This window comes from Siminovitchia acidinfaciens, from assembly GCF_003605385.1.
In the GTDB taxonomy this organism is placed as follows: Bacteria; Bacillota; Bacilli; order Bacillales; family Bacillaceae_C; genus Siminovitchia; species Siminovitchia acidinfaciens.
In genome coordinates this window covers 159,628-176,837 of sequence record NZ_QYTV02000004.1, presented here as the reverse complement: position 1 = coordinate 176,837, position 17,210 = coordinate 159,628, and the positions used below count along the sequence as shown (strand labels likewise).

Here is a 17,210-nt window from a genome sequence, read left to right as displayed (position 1 = left end):
ATGTTAAATCTCTTTTAAATAACAGACATTAATGGAGATTCGGTAATGTTAAAAAAGAAAAAGGTAGCAATAATAATACTAAACTGGAATTCGTATAATGATACTTATGAATGTTTGAAGTCATTAGAAAGTCTAGATTACAGCAATTATCAAGTTTTTTTGGTCGACAACGATTCTCAAGATAATTCTTATTATTATTTAAAGAAAGACTATGATGAAGGGAATTTCTGCATTCCTATCACATTTATTCAAACAGGTGCAAATTTAGGATTTGCTGGTGGAAATAATGTTGCAATAAAAAAGGCGTATGAGCAGGGATACGAATACATTTGGTTGCTAAATAATGATACTGTAGTGAAAAGTAATGCACTAACACCGTTAGTAGAAACAATGGAATCCGATAATATAGTTGGAATTGTAGGATCTAAAATACTTTATTACAACACGAATAAAATATGGTTCGCTGGTGGAAAAATAAATAACCTTATAGGTACACCAAAACATATTGGAATTAATGAAGAAGATATAAATAGACATAATAGTATCAAAGAAGTTGATTATATTACAGGTTGTAGCTTATTAATTAGAAGATCAGTAATTGAAAAAATTGGATTAATGGATGAACATTATTTTTTGTACTTTGAAGAAACAGATTGGAATATTAGAGCAAAACAATTTGGGTTTAAAATTCTATTTAACCCGCAGTCCATAATTTGGCATAAGGTCTCACAGTCAACATCTAATAATGACAGTTTTAATTATATTGTTTATTATTATTCTATTAGAAACAATATTTATCTGATAAAGAAGTATTATAGCAAACAAGTACTTATTTCCTTTTTATCCTTTTCTTTCATTAGAGCTATAAAAACATGGATAAAGAATAAATGTGATTTAAATATTTTAAAATATAGTTATTTAGGGATTGTTGACGGAATGAAAAAAAATATGGGGAATTTCAACAAGAGGTGAAATAAAATGAACACTATTCCCCACTTATCATATTATAATTTATTGTTTTACTGGCTAGTATTTAGTACTTCCCTAGAATTTTTATCAATCAATTTAGGCTTTTTTTATTTGCAAATACCAATGATATTTTCATTATTATTAGTCGGTATAATATTTCGAAGAGGCATTTCGAAGAGGCATTTAATTTTTTTGGCAATATTTATTCTTTACTTATCTCTGAATACTTTGTTCTCAATAGATATGGTAGTTAGTTCTTTAAGGTTGTTTCAATATTTATTTTTATTTTTATGTTTTTATATCTCATTTAATATGAATAAAAAAAGTTTACTAGTATATGAAAAGGCTCTATTTTTTACCGGTTTGTTTATTAATATTTATAGTATTTTAGAATACATATCATTCCAGAGGGATGTTTATATACCAATTGTTTCTCTTAAAAAAAGCCGTGTAGTTTTTTTAGATAATGGTGAGTTAGCTTTTAGATTAACTGGTCCATTTTTAGATTCTGCAGTATTAGGTGGCTTGTTGTGTGTAGTCTTTTTTTATTTCTTTAATAAATTAATTTTCAACTATAGTAGTAAAGGGAAATTTATTTTGGTGCTTTTATTATTAGTTACTGTAATAAATATCCTTCTAACTTATTCGAGAAGTGTTTGGCTTGGATTTGCAGTGACTATTATAATGAATATTTTCTTAATATTACTATTATCCAAACGGAAGAATAAACTAGTAGTGTTATTTGTTGCTTTTTTGATGTTATTTGCAGCTTACTTTTACCTTCGCAAAACAGATCTATTTCAAACCCTATCAATAAGAATATTCGAAAGGGATTCTATTTCTAATCAGGATCATTTTTCAGCCTTTTTAAATGCTATGCAAATGTGGTCAGAGAGTCCTTTTATTGGTCAAGGCATGGGAACATTCTCTGAATATGTCGGATATTACATGATGACCCACTCAATGTATTTAACTTTTATATCTGAACAGGGGATAATTGGTTTATTACTAAATATGGTTCTTTTTTGCTCACCTATTGTACCCTTATTCCTTATAATTAAAAGAAGCAGGCAAGGTAGTTTTGATTATAGAGCTGCTAGCGTCCTCTTTTCACTTATATCTTTTTTAATTAATAATATTGGCTATGATTATTATAATCAATATTATTTTTGGATCCTTTTAGGAGTTGCATATACTTTTTTTCATAGGATTATGGAAGAGCCGTCGCGTAGATCGTAGTGCTTATAATAAGTTTTTTTGAGAAGGGGATTTGGAGGGGCTATATTGGCTAAGTGCTGAGAGTTGGGTTTTTTTGTATCACAGAAGGCGAATGCTAAGTATTAGACAGGGGTAATGGAATGCAAGTATATATTAATGGGCGTTTTTTAGTCCAACGAATTACTGGAGTCCAACGGTTTGCACGTGAAATTATCAAAATGCTAGATCATCAATTAGATATTAAATGCACCATACTAGTTCCTTCTGAGTTTCAAGGTTGGGATTCTTTTCAAAATATCAAGATAAAGAAAATTGGGAAACTATCCGGTCATCTATGGGAACAATTAGAATTGCCGCTTTATGTAAAAGGGAGACCGTTAATAAATCTATGTAATACCGGTCCAGTTTTTAAGCGTAATCAAATAATAACCATTCATGATGCTGCGGTATATGCCTCACCGCAAGGCTTTTCAAAATTATTTAGAGTGTGGTATAAAACAATGTTTTTTTTCTTTAGGCTACTTTCAAGGAAAATCCTAACGGTGTCAGAATTCTCAAAAAACGAGCTTGTAAAGTATTTGAAGGTTAATTCAGATAAATTAAAAACTATTTCTGAAGGTAAAGAGCATTTTGACAAAATTAAAGAAGATGATAGTATTTTGCCAAAAATGAAATTGAAAAAGAATTGTTATATTTTAGCTGTGAGTAGTATGAACCCGAATAAAAATTTTCAAACTCTTGTTGAGACTACTCAGTATCTAAAAGATGAAAGTTTTGAAATTGTTATAGCTGGCGGGACTGATTGTAGAGTATTTAATAGGGTTAATTTAACTAACGAAAATATAAAACATGCTGGTTATGTCACGGACGAAGAATTAAAAAGTTTATATATGCATGCGGGTTGCTTTGTTTTTCCGTCAGTTTATGAAGGGTTTGGTTTGCCGCCATTAGAAGCAATGTCAGTAGGCTGTCCAATTTTAGTATCGAATGTAGGACCGATGCCTGAAGTTGCGGGTGAGGCAGCTGTTTATTTCAATCCATATGACTCAAAAGATCTAGCCCAAAAGATAAAGTATGTTATGAATAATGATGAAGTGAAAAATAAATTAAAAGAAGCAGGTTTAAAACAGGCTGATAAATTTTCTTGGAAAACAGTAGCCACTCAGCTAATTGGGCATATAAAACAACTTGATTTATAGTAATAACTTTTTGTAGAAGAATAAAAAAAGTATTATAGATAGAATTATGGAGATGGGTAAATGAGAGTAGCTTTGATTCACGATTGGCTAGTAACATACGCAGGCGCCGAGAAGGTTCTTGAACAAATTTTACATATCTATCCAAGAGCGGACTTATTTAGTCTTGTTGATTTTATTCAACCTGGTAAACGCGGATTTATTAAGAATAAGCAAGTAACGACTTCCTTTATTCAAAAACTTCCGTTTGCGAAAAAGAATTATCGAAATTACTTGCCATTAATGCCAAGGGCGATTGAACAATTGGATGTATCAAATTATGATGTTGTTATTTCAAGCTCACATGCAGTAGCTAAAGGGGTTATTACCGGGCCGGATCAAGTACATATCTCCTATGTTCATTCCCCAATACGTTATGCATGGGACTTGCAACATCAATATCTAAAAGAGGCAGGACTAGAAAACGGATTAAAGGGTATTGTTGCACGCAATATGATGTATAACATTCGGAACTGGGATTATCGTACAGCAAACGGGGTGGATTATTTCCTCTCTAATTCCGACTTTATTGGACGTCGTATTTGGAAAGTATATCGACGAGAATCAGATACTATCTATCCTCCTGTTGATGTGTCTGCTTTTACCCTAAAGTTAGAAAAAGAGGACTTTTATTTAACAGCATCTAGGATGGTTCCATATAAAAAAATAGATTTAATTGTTGAGTCATTTAGTAAAATGCCAGACAAGAAGTTAGTTGTTATTGGTGATGGTCCTGACTTTGAGAAGATCAAAGGTAAAGCTGCAAGTAATGTAACGCTCCTTGGCTATCAATCATTTGAGGTTTTAAAGGATTATATGCAGCGAGCCAAAGCATTTGTTTTTGCGGCAGAAGAGGACTTTGGGATTACACCCGTTGAAGCGCAAGCCTGTGGAACACCAGTTATTGCTTTTGGAAAAGGTGGAGCATTGGAGACAGTAGTTACATATAAAAAATCGGATAAGCCAACAGGGCTTTTTTTTTATGAACAAAAAATTGAATCTCTTAAAGAAGCAATAATGGAATTTGAAGAAAACCAACAATTATTTTTTGCTGAAAATTGTAGAAGGAACGCAGTAAAATTTTCCCCAGAGAGATTTAGGGATGAATTTCAACAATTTGTTGAAAGCAAGGTTAGAGATCATATTAATAATAATGAGGTGTAATGCATGAAATTAGTATTGTTATCAGGTGGCTCCGGAAAGCGTTTGTGGCCGTTGTCAAATGATGCCCGGTCAAAGCAGTTTTTAAAAGTGCTCGAAGGTACGAGCAGTAAGCATGAGTCAATGGTTCAGCGAGTTTGGAGACAACTTAGTAGTGTAGGTCTCCAAGAGTCTGCAGTAATAGCAACAAGCAGTTCGCAAGTAGATATGATTCATAGTCAATTAGGCTTTGATGTGCCTTTGGTTATCGAACCAAGTCGCCGTGATACATTCCCTGCAATTGCCTTATCGGCTTCTTTTTTATTTAGTGTAGAACAAGTTGATTTGGATGAGACAGTTATAGTACTACCTGTTGATCCTTTTGTAGAGGAGCGATTTTTTAATCGAGTGAAGGACTTAGGGTCGACCCTGAAAGAAAGCGGCGCTGATTTAGCTTTAATTGGTGTACAACCCACCTTTCCATCCTCAAAATATGGGTATATTGTTCCCGAGAAAGGCAAATTTAAAACCGGCTATCAGTTTGTAAGACATTTTATAGAAAAACCAGATGAGGAAAAAGCACAGAGATTAATTGATCAGGGTGCAAATTGGAATTGTGGCGTATTTGCATTTAAATTAGGCTATCTTTTATCAATATTAGAAAATAAGGGTTTGCCCATAATGTATGATAAATTAAAATCTCAATACAATGAGCTTCCAAAAATAAGTTTTGATTATGAGGTAGTAGAAAAAGCAAAGCAAATTGCTGTAATTTCATATGATGGTTATTGGAAAGATCTTGGTACATGGAATACGCTAACTGAGGAAATGGCATCTGAACAAATTGGTAAAGGTGTTGTTTGTGATAATTCTGCAAATACCCATTTGATAAATGAGCTTGATATTCCAGTTACTGTCCTTGGAATATCAAATGCGGTTATTGCAGTAAGTCCTGATGGTATTTTAGTTACAGATAAAGCAAGTAGTCCAAAAGTTAAAGAACTATTAGGTGACATCAATCAAAGGCCTATGTTTGAAGAACGTCGTTGGGGATGGTACCGAGTTTTAGATCATGTTACATTTGATGACGGACGCGAAGTATTAACAAAACGGATTGGAGTTTCAGCAGGAAAAAATTTAAGCTACCAAAAGCATTCTTATAGAAATGAAGTATGGACAATTATCAAAGGTGAAGGAGAATTTGCTTTTAATGATGAAATTCGTCCAATAAAGGCGGGAGATGTGCTGCACATAGAGATTGGAGATCTCCATGGCATTAAAGCAATAACTGATTTGGAATTTATTGAAGTTCAAACTGGGACTAATCTGGTTGAAGAGGATATTGTACGAGTTTTTATGACGTGGGAAGAAGTTGTAGAAAACTGTAAAATTCCCGAAGACATAAAATGAATAGTGTTATACGTGGGGTTGCTTTTAAATACGATTTATAGGTTTGCTAGATTTTATCATTTAAGTTTGAGATTCAAATTACAAATTGAAAGAAGTTGTTATTATTGAAAGGCATTATTTTAGCAGGCGGTAGTGGAACACGGCTTTATCCATTAACGATGGTCACAAGTAAACAACTGCTTCCTATTTATGATAAACCAATGATTTATTACCCCTTATCCACGTTAATGTTAGCGGGAATAAGAGAAATATTAGTTATTTCAACACCAGAAGATACCACTAGATTTGAAAGTTTACTAGGGGACGGTTCTCAGTTTGGAATATCTCTTCAGTATAAAGTACAACCAAGCCCTGATGGTTTAGCTCAGGCTTTTATTTTAGGTGAAGAATTTATAGGTGATGACTCAGTATCAATGGTACTCGGCGACAATATATACTACGGAAGCGGATTACGCAAAATATTAAAACACGCAGCATCAAAAGAAAAAGGTGCTACTGTATTTGGGTATCATGTGCAAGACCCGGAACGCTTCGGAGTTATAGAGTTTGATGAGCATGGCAAGGTATTAAGCATTGAGGAGAAGCCAAAAATACCAAAATCCAATTACGCTGTTACCGGATTATATTTTTATGATAATCGTGTCGTTGAAATTGCGAAAAATGTTAAACCGTCCGAACGTGGGGAGTTAGAGATTACATCCATTAATGAATCATACTTAAAACTCGGCGAATTAGAAGTTGAATTGTTAGGTCGTGGGTATACATGGTTGGATACGGGAACCCATCAGAGCTTGGTAGATGCCACAAACTTTGTTCGAACAGTTGAGAAGCATCAAGGGGTTAAAATCGCTGCACCTGAGGAAATTGCTTATATCAATGGATGGATTAGTAAAGAAGATTTGTGGGATTGTGGGGAAAAGCTGAGCAAGACAGGGTATGGTCAATATTTAATGAAGGTTGCCAATGGAGAAATACACTACTAGTAGTATGAAAGAGTGAAAGAGTATATGAAGATAACAGAGACTGACTTGAAAGGTGTTTTAATCATAGAGCCCAATGTATTTGGGGATCATCGTGGGTGGTTTATGGAGACATATAATGAATCGGTATTTAAAAATATAGGACTAGATTTACATTTCGTTCAAGATAATCAATCATTTTCAGCAGAAAAAGGAACATTACGAGGAATGCACTATCAGTTAAATCCAAAAGCACAGACTAAACTTATACGTTGTACACAAGGGTCTATATTTGATGTAGCGGTGGATATTCGCCAAGGAAGTCCTACATATGGAAAATGGTTTGGAATTGAACTTAATGCCGAGAATAAGAAGCAGTTGTTAATTCCGAAAGGATTTGCGCATGGCTTCATGACATTAACTGATAATGTTGAAGTACAGTACAAAGTAGATGAGTTTTATGCACCTGAATGTGATAGGGGAATTATCTATAATGATCCCGATATTAATATCAACTGGCCTATAAATATAAAACCAATTTTATCAGAGAAAGATGAGGAAGCTCCACTTTTACAAGAAGCGGAAAATAACTTCACATATGGAGAGTAATCAATGAAAATATTAGTTACTGGTTCAACTGGTCAGTTGGGATACGATGTGGTTCGTGAAGGCTTTAATCGTGGGTTTGAGGTTATTGATATTGGATCAAAGGATTTAAACATTATAAATAATTATGAAGTGGGTCAATTTATAAAAGGTGCTAGACCCGATGCAATTATACATTGTGCAGCCTATACTGCGGTAGATCAGGCTGAAGATGATAAAGAAGCTTGTTGGGATGTTAATGTTTTAGGAACAAGAAATTTAGCTAATGCAGCTAAAGATGTAAAGGCTAAATTTATATATATTAGCACTGATTACGTGTTTGATGGGCGTGGTCATCGTCCATTTAAGGAGACTGATGAAACAAATCCAATTGGCTATTATGGCCTGACTAAGTCTGAAGGTGAAAAAAAAGTAAAAAGTATTTTGGATACTTGGTTTATTGTTCGCATTTCCTGGGTTTTTGGCCTAAACGGAAACAATTTTGTTAAAACAATGCTTCGGCTAGCCGAAAGCAGGGATGAGTTAAGCGTAGTTGGTGATCAAGTCGGCTCACCGACCTATACTCTTGATTTGTCTCGATTGTTGTTAGATATGGTTTGCACGGAGAAGTATGGAATTTACCATGCATCAAATGAAGGATTTTGCAGTTGGGCAGAATTTGCGAATGAAATATTTAGACAAAGTGGTAAAAAAGTAAAGGTCCACTCAATTACAACAGAGGAGTATCCAACCCGAGCAAGACGCCCTAAAAATTCTCGAATGTCTAAGCAGAAGTTAATAGACAATGGGTTTAATCCATTGCCAGAATGGCAAGATGCCCTAAGGCGCTATTTGAGTGAATTGACACATGAGGTGAAGAAATAGATGACCAAGAAAAAGGTATTAGTTACTGGCGGAGCCGGGTTTATCGGAGGGAATTTTGTTCAATATATGATAAACAATTATCCTCAGTACGAGATATACAATGTGGACTTGTTAACATATGCGGGCGACTTAATGAAGCATCATAATGTTGAAAATTATGAAAACTATCATTTTATAAAAGCAGACATTGCTGATCGCGATAAAATAATGCCACTTTTTGAAAAAGAAAAGTTCGATTATGTTGTTCATTTTGCTGCTGAAAGTCATGTGGACCGCTCAATTGCGGACCCAGAGATTTTTGTTCGTACAAATGTGCTGGGAACTCAGGTATTATTAGATGCTGCAAAGCAAATTAATGTTTTAAAGTTTGTTCACGTATCGACAGATGAGGTATACGGAGAACTTGATTTTGATCCAACTACATTTTTCACTGAAGAAACCCCTCTGCAACCTAACAGCCCATACAGTGCTAGTAAAGCTGCATCGGATTTTCTGGTCCGTGCCTATCATGAAACATATGGAATGCCGGTCAATATTACTCGTTGCTCTAATAACTATGGCCCTTTTCATTTCCCTGAAAAACTTATCCCCTTGACAATCTCACGAGTGTTAAACAATCAAAAGGTTCCTGTCTATGGTGATGGGAAGAACATTAGAGATTGGTTGCACGTGATTGACCATTGTGCAGCGATTGACCTAGTTTTACATGAGGGCGTAGACGGTAATGTTTACAATATTGGGGGGCATAATGAACGAACCAACCTAGAAGTCGTAAGAACTATTATCTCAGCATTGGGAAAATCAGAATCCCTCATCGAGTTTGTGGAGGATAGGTTAGGTCACGACAAGCGTTATGCGATTGATCCAACTAAATTGGAAAAGCTAGGGTGGAAACCTACCTATACTTTTGAGACAGGAATTGAACAAACCATTCAATGGTATTTGGATAATAAAGATTGGTGGGAACAAATCATTAGCGGAGAATACCAAACGTATTTTCAAAAGCATTACAGTTTCAATTGATTAAGGAGGGGGCATTATTGGGATCCATATCATTTGATTATTCACACTCTCTCCCTTTCTTAAATAAACAAGAAATGGTGGCTTTGCAAAACTCAGTTGAAAAGGCACATTATGATTTTCATCAAGGTTTTGGAAGTAATAATAAATACCTAGGCTGGGTTGGTCATCCAGAAGCTTATAATCATGAAGAGTTTGGTCGTATACAAAAAGCCGCTGCTCAATTAAGTGTTGATAGTGACATATTGTTAGTAGTCGGTATCGGTGGATCATATCTAGGTGCTCGCGCAGCCATCGAGATGATTAACCACAGCTTTTACAGTTCGCTTTCAAGGGAGAAAAGACAGTCACCCCAGGTAATCTTTGTAGGTAATAACCTTAGCTCCACATACATATCTGATGTAATTGATATGCTTGATGGAAAAGATTTCTCAATCAACGTTATTTCCAAGTCTGGAACGACAACAGAGCCCGCGATTGCATTCCGTATATTTCGGAAGCTGCTTGAAGAGCGCTACGGGAAAGAGGGAGCAAAGAGTCGGATTTACGCCACGACTGATAAAGAAAAAGGCGCGTTGAAGACTCTTGCTGATAAAGAGGGCTATGAGACTTTCGTTGTTCCTGATGATATTGGTGGAAGGTATTCTGTGTTGACTGCAGTGGGATTGCTCCCAATGGCAGTCAGCGGAATCGACATTAATAAGGTTATTGATGGTGCAAGACAAGCACAGGAGGATCTCAATGATCCAAACCTTGAAAATAATGGTGCCTATCAATATGCTGTTATCCGAAATATCTTATATAACAAAGGAAAATCGATTGAAATGCTCATCAACTATGAGCCCCGTATGAAGTATTTTGCTGAATGGTGGAAGCAGTTGTTTGGAGAAAGTGAAGGAAAAGAGGGGAAAGGGATTTTTCCTGCTTCAGCTAAGTTTTCTACAGATCTGCATTCTATTGGCCAGTATGTTCAAGACGGCAGACGGGACTTATTTGAAACTGTAATCAAGGTGAAGAAACCCCAGCGTGACATCATGATAGAGCTGGAAGAAAACGATTTGGACGGACTTAATTATTTGGCTGGACGAACAGTGGACTTTGTTAATACGAAAGCATTTGAAGGGGCGCTGATGGCTCATACTGATGGTGGCGTTCCAAATTTAGTCATTGAAATTCCAGAGATGGATGAATATTCGTTTGGATATCTTGTTTACTTTTTTCAAAAATCCTGTGCGATGAGCGGCTATTTATTGGGTGTGAATCCATTCGATCAGCCTGGAGTTGAAATGTATAAGAAAAATATGTTCGCCTTACTTGGAAAGCCGGGGTACGAGGAAAGAAAAGTTGAGCTTGAAAAGCGTCTATATGAGACGGTAAGACAGCCAATAACAAAATAGTTTTTAGTAACTCAAGTAAATAGGTCTTGGGTTTTTTATTTTTTATGAAAGGAAACTTTGATATATGGTATGGAGAACAAAAGCGGATTATTGGCTAAAGACTCTGCCGCAGGATGAAGCTTTGAGTAAAGAGTTGAGAGCCCGCTTCGAAGACGAAAAGTATTTGGAAGACTGCTTTTATAAAGAGTTAGAGTTTGGCACTGGAGGTATGCGCGGCGAACTGGGACCTGGCACGAACAGGATGAATATTTTCACAGTAAGAAAAGCTGCTGCAGGGCTTGCACGCTTCATTGTTGAGCAAGGTGAGGAAGCAATCAAGCGCGGGGTTGCAATTGCTTATGATTGTAGGCATAAGTCTCCCGAATTTGCTTTAGAAGTTGCTAGGACTGTTGGAAAGTATGGTGTGAAAGCTTACGTATTTGAGGAGCTGCATCCAACACCTGTTTTGTCATTTGCTGTTCGGTATTTAAATGCTTATGCTGGCGTGGTCATTACCGCGAGTCATAACCCGCCTGAATATAATGGATTTAAGGTGTATGGGGAAGATGGCGGGCAGTTGCCGCCAGAAGCATCTGACTCAGTGATTAAGTATGTTCGTGAAATAGAGGACGAGCTAGCAATTGGAGTTGCTGATGAAGAAAGCTTACTTGGTGAAGGCCTACTTACTTATATAGGTGACAATGTGGATAGAGCATATTTAGATGCCATGATGTCTATTCAGCAAAATCGTGATTTAGTTGAAAAAGTAGGGGAGGATCTTTCAATCGTATTTTCTCCATTGCATGGAACGGCCAATAAACCAGTTAGGGCTGGGCTTGCTGCTTTTGGATTTAAAAACGTAACTATTGTGAAGGAGCAGGAGCTTCCTGATCCCAATTTTTCAACAGTCATATCACCTAACCCTGAAGAACATGCTGCGTTTGAATACGCCATTAAATATGGGGAAGAGCACAATGCGGATATATTGCTGGCTACCGACCCGGATTCGGACCGTCTTGGGGTAGCGGTAAAGAATGATGAAGGTAAATATGTTGTGTTGACAGGAAATCAAACGGGAGCATTGATGCTCCATTATTTGCTTGAACAGAGGGTAGGGGAGCTACCGAAAAATGGAGTAGTCATTAAAACGATAGTGACATCAGAAATCGGACGTGCGATTGCTTCCAGCTTTGGTATGAAGACTCTAGATACTCTCACGGGCTTTAAGTTTATTGGCGAGAAAATTAAAGAATTTGAGCAAACAGGCGAGCATGCTTTCTTGTTCGGGTATGAAGAAAGTTATGGCTATCTAGTGGGTGACTTTGTTCGTGATAAGGATGCAGTGCAGTCAGCTGTATTTGTGGCAGAGGTGGCAGCTTATTATAAGAGCCGGGGCAAATCGCTATATGACGGGTTGATGGAGATCTTTGAAAATTACGGATGTTACCAAGAGTCGCTTCAATCTCTGACTTTGAAAGGAAAAGTCGGCGCCGAGCAGATTGGTAAGATCTTAGAAGCATTTCGGAATGAGTCGCCTTCCAAAATAAACGGCGTTATGGTAGTCGAGGTGGAGGACTATGCAACAAGTGAAAGTTTGCATATCGACACAGGTATGAAAGCGCCTATTCATTTGCCAAAGTCTAATGTATTGAAGTATAAGCTTGCTGATGGTTCCTGGTTCTGTGTGAGACCTTCTGGAACTGAACCGAAATGCAAGTTTTATTTTGGAGTCAAAGGCGAGTCGATGGAAGATGCTCAGGAAAGGCTTCGGGGATTGGAAAGTGCTGTGATGGAGAGAGTAAATGATTTTTTAAAGTCAGCGGTACCGTTATAAAGTAAAAGCGATTGTTCACCATGTTGATAGGTTTTATTGGCCCACCCTTTTTGTATTTAAAATAAGGTGGATAATATTATAACGGATTTTATTGTTATTTTCATTCATGCAATTTTTAATATCAACTAGAAAAATATTTTCTTATAAATCTATTTTTTAGAAGTAAATCTATGTTTACACGGGAAGGAAAAAGCCTATGAGCAGAGTAAAGAGAAAAAGAACTTGGTTAAAGGTTGTTCTTTTATTAGTTCTGATAGGTATTGTTGGATCTGGGGCATATGGTTACTCAATCTATCATAACTTGCAAAAGACAGCAAAAAGTGTTCACGCGCCAATTGATCGCAAGCCGGTTGTTGAAAGGCCATCCAAGCTGGATATGAAGAAACAGGAACCTTTTTCAGTGCTTATGCTGGGAGTGGATGAGAGACCTGGAGATAGAGGGCGCTCAGACACAATGATTGTGATTACAGTCAATCCTGCGAAAAAATCAATGGAAATGCTGAGCATCCCCAGGGACACAAGATTGGAGATTGTGGGAAAAGGAATCAATGACAAAATCAATCATGCGTATGCATTCGGTGGGATAGAAATGTCTATGAATACGGTTGAGAAATATCTTGATATCCCTATAGATTACTATATTAAAGTAAACATGGAAGGATTCAAGGAAATCGTTGATGCCGTTGGTGGTGTTTACGTCAACAATGATTTAGATTTTACTTATGAGAATCATCATTTTACAAAAGGGGAACTTGTTTTAAATGGTGCTGAAGCCTTGAAGTATAGCCGCATGCGCTATGATGATCCACGCGGTGATTTTGGCCGCCAAATGAGGCAGCGTCAAATCATTCAGGGTGTGATAAAAAAAGGTGCCAATGTTTCAACACTATGGAAGTATAATGATATGTTGAAAGCGGTGGACAACAACGTGGAAACAAATATCTCCTTTGACGAAGTGAAGAATATCCAGAAAAATTATGCCGATGCGCGTCATCACTTAGAACAAATCCAGATTAATGGTAGTGGTACGAAAATTGATGGTATTTGGTACTACATCGTTCCTGAGGATGAGCGAGCAAGTATCCAAAGCAAGTTGAAGGAACATTTGGGACTGTCGTAGGATTAAATCAATAAATAAGCCAGGAATCTCGTGTGAGGTTCCTGGCTTATTTGCATTTTAGTTCAATTCCGACTTTTTCATTAAAAAATAATGCCCAATCCTTAATGCACAAACTCCTGAAGAAATGAATATTTCTCAATAAGTTCTTTATATGTACCTTTAACAGTGATTAGCTCATAGTCACCAACATAGCAGGACGAAGGTGTCAGGGTATTGATGAAGTCCAGTAATACAATGTCAGAATCTTGAAAGACTGCCCGGCATTTAGGGCAATGGATTTTTAGCATAGGCAATCCCCCTTTTCCATCGACTTAAAGCAGTTAACATAAGTTTAATTATACACTTTTAGGTGTTCTTGTCTTGGCAAAGGGCATCATTTTCAATTTCCTTCATGAATTCAGAGGGGGCCATTTCGAAAGTCGCTGCTAGAGCACTAATAGTGGGTAGGAGCGGCACTTGCTGATTGGTTTCCAGTTTGTTTATTGTTTTTCTATCAAGAGAACTGCGCCATGCAAGATCTTCTTGGGAGAATTAATTGCTTATCCTTAGCCTTTTTAACGTGGTACCGATATGCATGAGCTTCCATTGATCCACACGCATTCCCTTTTATAACTATTAGATAGTAAGGAGAATATTTGTAACACGGCGTGGAATGACCAAAAGTTGGCTGAGGCAAACATTTTTCCCTGAAGTAATGCGTGATGACAAAGTACTTGAGTTAGTTGGTAGACTTGTTTTTATCGGAGATGGAATGGGTGACATGCGCGGCGAGCTCGGACATCACACGAACAGGATTTGGCTTATTAATTGTGAAACGAGAAACGTGTGGACACCTGCTAATTATTGCAGGCATACGTCTATCGAATTCCCCTGAAGTGAGTAGGCTTGCTTTTTGGAATGTCCCTATTATTGGTGATTTATTTGAAGAAGTGGTGAAGGGATATTAAGGAAATTCCGTTTCCTTTGGGAATGTTGGTAGCAAAGGAAACTAGTAAAAACAACAGTGTATCCGGAGGATGAATATAGATGTTGGCTTTATTTGTAATAGGATTTTTAGCATCATTATTTTCTATTATTTATTTGGTCTTTCATTTCATCATGAAAATAAAAAATAAAGATAGGGTATTATCCAAGAAAGTGTTTTATCCATTTTTTGTAGGAGGAATTCTACTTTTTACAATAAGTCTCAGCTTTTTTGATACAGGTACTCAACAACAATTGGATGCTGCATTGGAAGAAAATGAGGCATTGACCAATGAGAATAACGAGCTTGTTTCAACGAATAAAGAGCTTAAAACAGCCAATGAAAAGCAGAAGGAAGAATATGAAACACTAAAGGAAGAATATGAAAAACTACAAGAAGAATATGAAAAAGCAGAGGATGAGATTAAGGAAATATCATCAAAACTATCTGATTTTGATAAGACCAAAAAGAAAATAAAGAGCTTGGAAAAAGAAAGCGAAGAATCTGCGGAAGCTTTTGAGGAAGAAATATCTGATTTAAAATCGGAAAATGAAACCTTGCAGAGCAAAGTTGATAAATTAGAACAGCAATTAGCAAGTAGAAGTTCAACTGCAAGCTCCTCTGGTGGTAATTCGGGTGGCTCAACCCAAAGTGGGGGAAGTGTTTATTACAAAAACTGTACAGAAGCTAGAGCTTCTGGTTCCACGCCTTTATATAGAGGCGATCCAGGGTACGCCAGTCATTTGGACCGTGATGGGGATGGGGTGGCGTGTGAGTGATAGGTGCTGTCACTCCTCGGGATTTTTCGAAAACTCTAATTCTCGAAAATAGACCTTGGAGAGTCTCCAAGGTCTATTAGCTATCTTTTTTTCATGGTTTCCAAGTCACTGGCTAGGAGTATGAAAAGCTTGGTTGTCCCGCCGCTAACATTTTCAAGTAAAGTATTCATAAGGGGAAGTCCAATAAATTCTAAGGTATCGTCCTATAAGTAGTCTTTTTCCCCAATATATATGATTTCGTAATGGGTATTCGTTTGCTTTTTGTAATCAAAAAGAATTGATGGTTAACGGTCAAGTTATGTCGAATACAATATCAAAATACTATCATGCAAGATAGGAAAAGCCTTGCAAACAGCTCTCTGCAAGGCTTGATCCTAACTAAATAATTTCTCTAACTTAGGTTCGAATCTTCAGTACATAAGAGTCTTAATGATGCGGATTCTTAACTACTGGTCCAAAAACAGGGATATTATCGTAAACATCTGGATCCGCCTGATAAACTTCCCCTGTACTAAATCCTTTTAAAGTTTCATAGAGTCCTTCATATGTTTGTTTAATCATCATTCCACTGGCCTTTTGTCCTGTATCATAGTTTGAGCCGCCACGGATTTCATAGATCATAGTTGGTGTACCATTTAGGGCGAATGTTGATATCGCCATTGCCGGTACATTCAATTCCTCATACCGAGAGATATTCCCATAATGTGATTTTCCTTTTTGCAGCTTTTGATAGACTAATGAACCAACCCGCTTTGATAAATTTAATACTTCATCATCTACCTTCCAAAACGTGCCTTTAGCATCATAATACCCTTCTTCAGCTATAGGTACATTTAAAATAGCCAAAGTTGACATCTCATCGCTATCTTCAGAAACTGTATAGGTTGGATATGTGTGATGAAGGTCGATAAATAACTCTGGTTCAAGAGCTTTATATAAATCACGCATTGCACGAGATTCCGCAGTTGCATAAAAACCTTCGCTTCCTCTCCATCCTGATACCGATTGTCCTGGTAAGAGATGAGCGGTTGATGAATTTAATACAAAATCCAAATCTGGATTAAAATCTCGGTTAATGTCAAATCCGGGATTTCGATAATACCAAGGTGGGACCGTGGATGCATCTAAACCGAACTCACTCGGTTTCCAAACTTGTTTGTTATAACGGCTTGGTTTACGCTTGCCATCTACAACACTCCCAACAACTCCTTCAGGATTTAACATGGGGACAACCCATACTGAAAGGTTATCACGCATCTTCTGAACTTCTTTGCTATTACCTGTTGCTAAGGTTTTAATCAATTCAATTGAGGAAATGACACCAAGTTCCTCATCTCCATGCATTGACGACTGGATGAGGATTCCTTTTTTGTTTGGATCACTATTGCCTATTTTTGCAGCATAAATCGGGTACCCAGTTTGTGTAACACCAGCTACCTCCAGTTTCATTCTTCCTTTTGATCTGGCTTCAATATTCTTTAGCTCTTTTTCCAATTCTTCGGGAGTGTACATTCTTTGAAGACTTACATCTTGTTCGGGCGTTACCCAGGGGCCATTTGGTTCAGTATTCGCATGAGAAGTAAAAATAAAAAGATTAGAGACGACTATAACAGATATTATAACTTTCCATAACCTTTTCACCATTTACAATACTCTCCTTGTAAAAGTATTTACTGTAAATCTATGGTGAGCCAACAAAACTGGAAGATATATCCT

Annotated in this window: 14 protein-coding genes and 1 pseudogene; 13 read left to right on the top strand and 2 right to left on the bottom strand. The window is 36.8% G+C overall.

Annotated elements, in window-relative coordinates:
- The first annotated feature begins 45 nt into the window (after positions 1-45).
- The 12 genes from D4T97_RS10830 (at position 46) to tagU (ending at position 13,751) form a co-directional block, all read left to right on the top strand.
- A complete protein-coding gene (locus D4T97_RS10830; protein ID WP_126050562.1) occupies positions 46-972 on the top strand; it encodes a glycosyltransferase family 2 protein in 927 nt (308 codons plus the stop codon).
- A 189-nt stretch (positions 973-1,161) separates the two neighbouring features.
- Positions 1,162-2,208, top strand: a complete 1,047-nt coding sequence (locus D4T97_RS10825; protein WP_164525540.1) for an O-antigen ligase family protein — start codon at positions 1,162-1,164, stop codon at positions 2,206-2,208.
- Positions 2,209-2,327: 119 nt separating this feature from the next.
- Positions 2,328-3,386: a glycosyltransferase family 4 protein gene (locus D4T97_RS10820; RefSeq protein ID WP_126050558.1), complete on the top strand. Its 1,059-nt coding sequence runs from the start codon at positions 2,328-2,330 to the stop codon at positions 3,384-3,386.
- Between the two features lie 60 nt (positions 3,387-3,446).
- Positions 3,447-4,586 carry a glycosyltransferase family 4 protein gene (locus D4T97_RS10815; protein WP_126050556.1) on the top strand — a complete coding sequence of 380 codons (1,140 nt, stop codon included), beginning with the start codon at positions 3,447-3,449 and terminating at the stop codon, positions 4,584-4,586.
- A gap of 3 nt (positions 4,587-4,589) precedes the next feature.
- Positions 4,590-5,972, top strand: coding sequence for a sugar phosphate nucleotidyltransferase (locus D4T97_RS10810; RefSeq protein ID WP_126050554.1), 1,383 nt, complete (start codon positions 4,590-4,592; stop codon positions 5,970-5,972).
- Positions 5,973-6,076: 104 nt separating this feature from the next.
- On the top strand, positions 6,077-6,955 hold the full coding sequence (gene rfbA / locus D4T97_RS10805) for a glucose-1-phosphate thymidylyltransferase RfbA (protein WP_126050986.1): 879 nt from the start codon (positions 6,077-6,079) through the stop codon (positions 6,953-6,955).
- Positions 6,956-6,979: 24 nt separating this feature from the next.
- Entirely contained in the window at positions 6,980-7,540 is a 561-nt protein-coding gene (gene rfbC / locus D4T97_RS10800; protein ID WP_126050552.1) for a dTDP-4-dehydrorhamnose 3,5-epimerase, read from the top strand.
- Positions 7,541-7,543: 3 nt separating this feature from the next.
- Complete coding sequence (gene rfbD, locus D4T97_RS10795; RefSeq protein WP_126050550.1) at positions 7,544-8,401, top strand: dTDP-4-dehydrorhamnose reductase; 858 nt, start codon at positions 7,544-7,546, stop codon at positions 8,399-8,401.
- The gene (gene rfbB / locus D4T97_RS10790; RefSeq protein WP_126050548.1) at positions 8,402-9,424 is read left to right on the top strand and encodes a dTDP-glucose 4,6-dehydratase; all 1,023 of its coding nucleotides are present in this window, start codon (positions 8,402-8,404) and stop codon (positions 9,422-9,424) included.
- Between the two features lie 17 nt (positions 9,425-9,441).
- On the top strand, positions 9,442-10,818 hold the full coding sequence (locus D4T97_RS10785; RefSeq protein ID WP_126050546.1) for a glucose-6-phosphate isomerase: 1,377 nt from the start codon (positions 9,442-9,444) through the stop codon (positions 10,816-10,818).
- 64 nt (positions 10,819-10,882) lie between these two features.
- Positions 10,883-12,631, top strand: a complete 1,749-nt coding sequence (locus tag D4T97_RS10780) for a phospho-sugar mutase (RefSeq protein ID WP_126050544.1) — start codon at positions 10,883-10,885, stop codon at positions 12,629-12,631.
- A 196-nt stretch (positions 12,632-12,827) separates the two neighbouring features.
- Positions 12,828-13,751: a polyisoprenyl-teichoic acid--peptidoglycan teichoic acid transferase TagU gene (gene tagU, locus D4T97_RS10775; protein WP_126050542.1), complete on the top strand. Its 924-nt coding sequence runs from the start codon at positions 12,828-12,830 to the stop codon at positions 13,749-13,751.
- Between the two features lie 345 nt (positions 13,752-14,096).
- Here the strand turns inward: tagU and D4T97_RS21085 are convergent.
- A pseudogene (locus tag D4T97_RS21085) lies at positions 14,097-14,267 on the bottom strand (hypothetical protein); the annotation flags it as partial.
- Positions 14,268-14,777: 510 nt separating this feature from the next.
- Here D4T97_RS21085 and D4T97_RS10765 point away from each other — a divergent pair.
- Positions 14,778-15,494: an excalibur calcium-binding domain-containing protein gene (locus tag D4T97_RS10765; RefSeq protein ID WP_126050538.1), complete on the top strand. Its 717-nt coding sequence runs from the start codon at positions 14,778-14,780 to the stop codon at positions 15,492-15,494.
- A 426-nt stretch (positions 15,495-15,920) separates the two neighbouring features.
- Here the strand turns inward: D4T97_RS10765 and D4T97_RS10760 are convergent, their stop codons facing one another.
- Complete coding sequence (locus D4T97_RS10760) at positions 15,921-17,138, bottom strand: M14 family zinc carboxypeptidase (protein WP_126050536.1); 1,218 nt, start codon at positions 17,136-17,138, stop codon at positions 15,921-15,923.
- Between the last annotated feature and the right edge of the window lie 72 nt (positions 17,139-17,210).

What these genes read in the sequence shown, in the direction of transcription:
- D4T97_RS10810 (WP_126050554.1), top strand. Translation starts at nt 4,590, where the DNA reads ATGAAATTAGTATTGTTATCAGGTGGCTCCGGAAAGCGTTTGTGGCCG.
- D4T97_RS10815 (WP_126050556.1), top strand. Translation starts at nt 3,447, where the DNA reads ATGAGAGTAGCTTTGATTCACGATTGGCTAGTAACATACGCAGGCGCC.
- rfbB (WP_126050548.1), top strand. Translation starts at nt 8,402, where the DNA reads ATGACCAAGAAAAAGGTATTAGTTACTGGCGGAGCCGGGTTTATCGGA.
- D4T97_RS10780 (WP_126050544.1), top strand. Translation starts at nt 10,883, where the DNA reads ATGGTATGGAGAACAAAAGCGGATTATTGGCTAAAGACTCTGCCGCAG.
- tagU (WP_126050542.1), top strand. Translation starts at nt 12,828, where the DNA reads ATGAGCAGAGTAAAGAGAAAAAGAACTTGGTTAAAGGTTGTTCTTTTA.
- D4T97_RS10830 (WP_126050562.1), top strand. Translation starts at nt 46, where the DNA reads ATGTTAAAAAAGAAAAAGGTAGCAATAATAATACTAAACTGGAATTCG.
- rfbC (WP_126050552.1), top strand. Translation starts at nt 6,980, where the DNA reads ATGAAGATAACAGAGACTGACTTGAAAGGTGTTTTAATCATAGAGCCC.
- rfbD (WP_126050550.1), top strand. Translation starts at nt 7,544, where the DNA reads ATGAAAATATTAGTTACTGGTTCAACTGGTCAGTTGGGATACGATGTG.
- D4T97_RS10760 (WP_126050536.1), bottom strand. Translation starts at nt 17,138, where the DNA reads ATGGTGAAAAGGTTATGGAAAGTTATAATATCTGTTATAGTCGTCTCT.
- D4T97_RS10820 (WP_126050558.1), top strand. Translation starts at nt 2,328, where the DNA reads ATGCAAGTATATATTAATGGGCGTTTTTTAGTCCAACGAATTACTGGA.
- D4T97_RS10765 (WP_126050538.1), top strand. Translation starts at nt 14,778, where the DNA reads ATGTTGGCTTTATTTGTAATAGGATTTTTAGCATCATTATTTTCTATT.